The following is a 6,252-nucleotide window of genomic DNA, read 5'->3' as shown; positions in this document are numbered from 1 at the left end:
GCTTGGCGAATGAGCGTCGCTCCCATGATGGACTGGACCGATCGCCACTGCCGCTACTTCCACCGCCTGCTCACCCGCCGCACCCGGCTCTACACCGAGATGGTCACCACCGGCGCGCTGCTGCATGGCAACGTGCCGCGGCACCTGGACTTCGATGCCGCGGAGCATCCGATCGCCCTGCAGCTTGGCGGCAGTGAGCCGGCCGACCTGGCCAAGGCCGCCCGGCTGGGCGCCCAGTGGGGCTACGACGAGATCAACCTCAACTGCGGCTGCCCGAGTGAACGGGTGCAGCGCGGTGCCTTCGGCGCTTGCCTGATGGTCGAGCCGCAACTGGTGGCGGATTGCGTCAAGGCGATGGTGGACGCAGTCGACGTGCCGGTGACCGTCAAGCACCGGATCGGCATCGACAAGACCGAAAGCTACGCGTTCGTGCGCGACTTCGTCGGCACGGTGGCTGAGGCCGGCTGCGACGTCTTCATGGTCCATGCCCGCAATGCCTGGCTCAAGGGCCTGTCGCCCAAGGAGAACCGGGAAGTGCCGCCGCTGCGCTACGAGCTGGTGCACCGGCTCAAGGCCGAGTTCCCGGACCTCGTGATCGGGATCAATGGCGGCATCGTCACCGACGAGGTTGTCCAGCAGCAGCTGGAGACGCTCGACGGCGTGATGATCGGCCGCGAGGCCTACCACCACCCTTGGTGGCTGGCCCGCTGGGACCAGCTCTTCTATGGCGAAGCGGCGTCCGAGCTGCGGCGCGAGGATGTCGAGGAGGCGATGGTGGCGTACATGGAGCGGCAGCAGGCGCTGCACGGCACGCCCTGGCATTCGGTGGCGCGCCACATGATGGGCCTGTACCACGGGCTGCCGGGCGCGCGCCGCTGGCGCCAGGTGTGGAGCGACCACAGCCTCAAGGGCCGGCCGGCGCGGGAAGTGATGCTGCTGGCGCACGAGCAACTGCCGCCGGCGGACTGATTTTCTTTGCCTCGCGCGGAGGGGGCGGAGCAAGAGACAGCCGCGCCCAAATGCTTTAAACTTAAATTATCTAAGCTTGGAGCAACCATGAACATCGTCTGCATCGGCGGCGGGCCCGCCGGCCTGTACTTCGCGTTGCTCATGAAGAAGCAAGATCCGTCGCACCGGGTGCGGGTGATCGAGCGCAACAAGCCGTACGACACCTTCGGCTGGGGCGTCGTGTTCTCCGACCAGACGCTGGGGAACCTCCAGCTGGCCGACCCGGAAAGCGCTGAGTACATCCTGGCGGCCTTCAATCACTGGGACGACATCGAAGTCAACATCCGCGGCCACAAGATCCGCTCCGGCGGCCATGGCTTCATCGGCATCGGCCGCAAGCGCCTGCTCAACATCCTGCAGCGGCGCTGCGAAGATATGGGCGTGGAACTGGTGTTCGAGACCGACGCCCAGGGCGACCAGGACTACCCGGAAGCCGACCTCGTCATCGCCAGTGACGGCCTCAACAGCCGGATCCGCGCGAAATATGCGGAAACGTTCCAGCCCGACATCGACACGCGCAAGTGCCGCTTCGTCTGGCTGGGCACGCGCAAGAAATTCGAGGCCTTCACTTTCGCCTTCGAGCAGACGCCCGCCGGCTGGTTCCAGGCCCACGCCTACCAGTTCGACGCCGACACCGCCACCTTCATCGTCGAGGCGCCGGAAGAGGTCTGGCTGGCCGCAGGCCTGGACAAGATGGAAAAGGAAGAGTCCATCGATTTCTGCGAGAAGCTGTTCGCCAAACACCTGGACGGCCAGATCCTGATGTCGAACGCCTCGCACCTGCGTGGCTCGTCCCAGTGGATCCGGTTTCCGCGCGTGGTCTGCAAGACCTGGGTGCATCACAACGGCCGCGCGCCGGTGGTGTTGATGGGCGACGCCGCCCACACCGCGCACTTCTCGATCGGCTCGGGCACCAAGCTGGCGCTGGAGGATTCGATCGAGCTGGCCCGCTGCATCGCCCGCACGCCCGCCGACCTGGCCCGGGCGCTGCGCGACTACGAGGCGATCCGCAGCGTCGAGGTGCTCAAGATCCAGAACGCGGCGCGCAACTCCACCGAGTGGTTCGAGAACGTCGCGCGCTACGTCAACCTGCCGCCCGAGCAGTTCGCCTACTCGCTGCTCACGCGCAGCCAGCGCATCAGCCACGAGAACCTGCGCGTGCGCGACAAGCAGTACGTGGAGCGGTACGAAGACTGGATCGCCCAGCGCGCCGGCGCCCAGCGCGCGGCGCACCAGCAGGCCATCCCGCCGATGTTCACGCCGTTCACCCTGCGCGGCGTGACCCTGAAGAACCGGGTGGTGGTGTCGCCGATGGCGCAGTACTCCTGCGTCGATGGTCAGCCGGCCGACTTCCATCTGGTGCACCTGGGCGCGCGCGCCATGGGCGGCGCCGGCATGGTGTTCACCGAGATGACTTGCCCCAGCCCGGATGCGCGCATCACGCCCGGCTGCCCCGGCTTGTGGAACGAGGCCCAGCGCGACGGCTGGAAGCGCATCGTCGACTTCGTCCACGCCAGCACCGACGCCAAGGTGGCGATGCAGCTCGGGCACGCCGGCCCCAAGGGCTCCACCCGCGTGCCGTGGGAGGGCGAAGACCAGCCTCTGGAAGCGGGCAACTGGCCGCTGCTGGCGGCCTCGCCGCAGCAGTACCTGGACGGCGTGAGCGACTGGGCACGGCCGATGGCGCGCGCCGACATGGACCGCGTGCGCGACGATTTCGTGCGCAGCACGGGCTACGCCGCCGAGGCCGGTTTCGACTGGCTGGAGCTGCACTGTGCCCATGGCTACCTGCTGAGCGCCTTCATCTCGCCGCTGACCAACAAGCGAACCGACGCGTACGGCGGCGCGCTGGAGAATCGCCTGCGCTACCCGCTGGAAGTGTTGCGCGCCATGCGCGCCGCCTGGCCGGCCGACAAGCCGCTGTCGGTGCGCATCTCGGCGCACGACTGGGTCGAAGGTGGCATCACGCCCGACGACGCGGTGGCGATGGCCCACGCCTTCAAGCAGGCCGGCTGCGACCTCATCGACGTCTCCTCGGGTCAGGTCAGCAAGAAGCAAAAGCCGGTTTACGGCCGCATGTACCAGACGCCGTTTTCCGACCGCGTGCGCAACGAAACCGGCATCGCCACCATGGCGGTGGGCGCGATTTCGGAAGCCGACCACGTCAACAGCATCATCGCCGCCGGCCGCGCCGACTTGTGCGCCGTGGCCCGCCCACACCTGGCGAATCCCGCCTGGGCACTGCAGGAAGCGGCGAAGATCGGCTACCACGACGTGGCGTGGCCGCGGCAGTACCTGTCCGGCAAGACCCAGCTGGAGCGCAACCTCGAACGCGAAAAGCAACTGGCACAAGCACAGGAGACACCCGTTGAACGATTCAATTGAGCGCGCCGATCCGGCCTTGGTCGCCGGCAACCGCAAGGAGCTGGCCGGCTACCGTGCGAAGCACTTCCTCTGGCAAGTGGGCGGCGGCGTCGCCACCGTCACGCTGAACCGGCCCGAACGCAAGAACCCGCTGACCTTCGAGTCGTATGCCGAGCTGCGCGACCTGTTCGGCCAGCTGAAATACGCCACCGACGTCCATGCGGTGGTGATCGCCGGTGCCGGTGACAATTTCTGCTCCGGCGGCGACGTGCATGAAATCATCGGCCCGCTGGTGCGGCTGAAGGCGCCCGAGCTGCTGATGTTCACTCGCATGACGGGCGACCTGGTGAAAGCCATGCGTGCCTGCCCGCAGCCCATCGTGGCGGCGATCGACGGCGTCTGCGCCGGCGCCGGCGCCATCATGGCGATGGCCTCCGACCTGCGGCTGGGAACGGCGCGCAGCAAGACTGCCTTCTTGTTCAACCGGGTCGGGCTGGCCGGCTGCGACATGGGCGCCTGCGCCATGCTGCCGCGCATCGTCGGCCAGGGCCGGGCCAGCGAACTGCTGTTCACCGGCCGCTCGCTCGGCGGCGAAGAAGGCGAGCGCTGGGGCTTCTTGAACCGGCTGTGCGCACCGGAAGCGCTGCTGGACCAGGCGCAGGCCATGGCGGCCGACCTGGCGGCCGGCCCCACCTTCGCCAACGGCATCACCAAGACCATGCTCCACCAGGAGTGGGCCATGACAATCGAGCAGGCGATCGAGGCCGAAGCGCAAGCGCAAGCGCTGTGCATGCTGACGCAAGACTTCACCCGCGCCTACGAAGCCTTCGTGGCCAAACAGAAGCCGAAGTTCGAGGGGAACTAGACATGATGGCCCCCACGCTCCCCCACTCCGTGTGGCTCGCTGCCCGCCAAGGAGGCTTCAGTCTCCTTGAGCGGCTCGGCGGAGACTGACATGCGGGAGCTGACGCACCTTGACTGGCCGTTCTTCGAAGAGCGGCACGGCATCCTGACCATGGAGCTGGACGGCTGGGCCCGCGAGCACGTGGCGCACCTGCACGGACCGGACGTCGACACGGCCTGCCGCAGCCTGGTGCGCGAACTGGGCGCGGGCGGCTGGTTGCGCCATGCGGTTGGCGGCGACCACGGCGAGCAATCGGTGATGGACACCCGCGCGATCTGCCTGATGCGCGAGACGCTGGCGTACCACAACGGCCTGGCCGACTTCTCCTTTGCCATGCAGGGGCTGGGCTCCGGCGCGATCAGTCTGCAAGGCACGCCGCAACAAAAGGAGCGTTACCTGGGCCGGGTCGCCTCCGGCGCCGCCATCGCGGCGTTCGCGCTGTCGGAGCCCGATGCCGGCTCCGACGTGGCGAACCTGCAGTGCGCCGCCCATGTCGAGGGCGACCAGGTGGTGTTGCGGGGCGAGAAGACCTGGATCTCCAACGGCGGCATCGCCGATTTCTACGTGGTGTTCTGCCGCACCGGCGAAGCGCCGGGGCCGCGCGGCATCTCCGCCTTCATCGTCGATGCCGACACGCCCGGTTTGGAGATCGTCGAGCGGATCGATGTGATCGCGCCGCACCCGCTGGCGCGGCTGCGCTTTCGCGACTGCCGCATCCCGCTTAGCCAACGGATCGGCGCGGCCGGCGAAGGCTTCAAGGTGGCGATGCGCACGCTCGACGTGTTCCGCACCTCGGTGGCCGCCGCCGCGCTGGGCTTCGCGCGGCGCGCGCTGGACGAAGCCATGCAACGGGCCACCACCCGCCGCATGTTCAACCAGACCCTGGCCGACTTCCAGCTGACCCAGGCCAAGCTGGCGCAGATGGCGACCACCATCGACAGCGCTGCGCTGCTGGTCTACCGCGCCGCCTGGCTGCGCGACCAGGGCGGCAACGTCACCAAGGAAGCGGCCATGGCCAAGATGGCCGCCACCGAAGGGGCGCAGCAGGTGATCGACGCCGCCGTCCAGATCTTCGGCGGCCTGGGCGTCACCAGCGGCCACCCGGTCGAACAGCTGTACCGGGAAATCCGGTCGCTGCGGATCTACGAAGGCGCGACCGAAGTGCAGCAACTGATCATCGCGCGCGAACTGCTCAAGGAGCTGAAGGCATGAACCAGGACATCCAGGCCACGACCGTGCTGCCCGAAGGCTGGCCGCGGCCCAAGGGCTATGCGAACGGGGTGGTGGCGCAAGGCCGCATGCTGTTCATCGCCGGCATGATCGGCTGGGACGCCAAGGGTCAGTTTCACAGCGACGATTTCGGCGTGCAGGTGCGGCAGGCGCTGCAAAATATCGCGGACGTGCTCACGGCGGCGGGCGGTCGCGGCGACAATCTGGTTCGCATGACCTGGTACGTCATCGACAAGCGCGAGTACCTGGCCCACGGCCGCGAGATTGGCAAGGCCTTCCGCGAGATCATCGGCCACTACGACATCGCCATGACGGCGGTGGAAGTCAAGGCGCTGATCGAGGACCGTGCCAAGGTCGAGATCGAAGCCACGGCCATGCTGTGATCACTCGGGAAATGCGCAAGCGCACTGTCCGAGTGATCTGATCAGTCTGAAGAGGCCCGGCAAAGCCGGATCCTCTTTACAGGAGGGACCGGTCTGCACGCTGTTGCGCCCGGTCCGGGGACAGACAACTTCTGGAGTTTTCCATGGCCTCTGCCAAAGCCGCCTTCCACTGGGACGACCCGCTGCTGCTGAACGCGCAGCTGACCGACGACGAGCGCGCCGTGCGCGACGCCGCGGCCAGCTACAGCCAGGACAAGCTGCTGCCGCGCGTGACCGAAGCCTTTCGCAACGAACACACCGACCTGGCCATCTTCCGCGAGATGGGTGAACTGGGGCTGCTGGGCGCCACCATCCCCGAGCAGT

6 protein-coding genes are annotated in these 6,252 nt (G+C 67.5%); all 6 read left to right on the top strand.

The window, feature by feature from the left end:
• On the top strand, positions 1–969 hold a 969-nt coding region (gene dusA, locus JWP65_RS05080; RefSeq protein ID WP_299760966.1), incomplete at its 5' end, for a tRNA dihydrouridine(20/20a) synthase DusA.
• 87 nt (positions 970–1,056) lie between these two features.
• Positions 1,057–3,393, top strand: coding sequence for a bifunctional salicylyl-CoA 5-hydroxylase/oxidoreductase (locus JWP65_RS05075; protein WP_299760964.1), 2,337 nt, complete (start codon positions 1,057–1,059; stop codon positions 3,391–3,393).
• Positions 3,377–4,237: an enoyl-CoA hydratase family protein gene (locus JWP65_RS05070; RefSeq protein WP_299760962.1), complete on the top strand. Its 861-nt coding sequence runs from the start codon at positions 3,377–3,379 to the stop codon at positions 4,235–4,237. The genes JWP65_RS05075 and JWP65_RS05070 overlap by 17 nt, the downstream gene beginning before the upstream one ends.
• 90 nt (positions 4,238–4,327) lie before the next feature.
• On the top strand, positions 4,328–5,488 hold the full coding sequence (locus JWP65_RS05065; RefSeq protein ID WP_299760960.1) for an acyl-CoA dehydrogenase family protein: 1,161 nt from the start codon (positions 4,328–4,330) through the stop codon (positions 5,486–5,488).
• Positions 5,485–5,889: a RidA family protein gene (locus tag JWP65_RS05060; RefSeq protein WP_299760958.1), complete on the top strand. Its 405-nt coding sequence runs from the start codon at positions 5,485–5,487 to the stop codon at positions 5,887–5,889. Before JWP65_RS05065 ends, JWP65_RS05060 begins: the two co-directional genes overlap by 4 nt.
• Before the next feature lie 143 nt (positions 5,890–6,032).
• Positions 6,033–6,252, top strand: a 220-nt coding sequence (locus JWP65_RS05055; protein ID WP_299760956.1) for an acyl-CoA dehydrogenase family protein, incomplete at its 3' end; no start/stop codon positions are given.

It is taken from the genome of Ramlibacter sp. (assembly GCF_028292805.1).
In the GTDB taxonomy this organism is placed as follows: Bacteria; Pseudomonadota; Gammaproteobacteria; order Burkholderiales; family Burkholderiaceae_C; genus Ramlibacter.
Note: the sequence above shows the minus strand (reverse complement) of the source record. Positions and strands in the feature narration are given on the sequence as shown.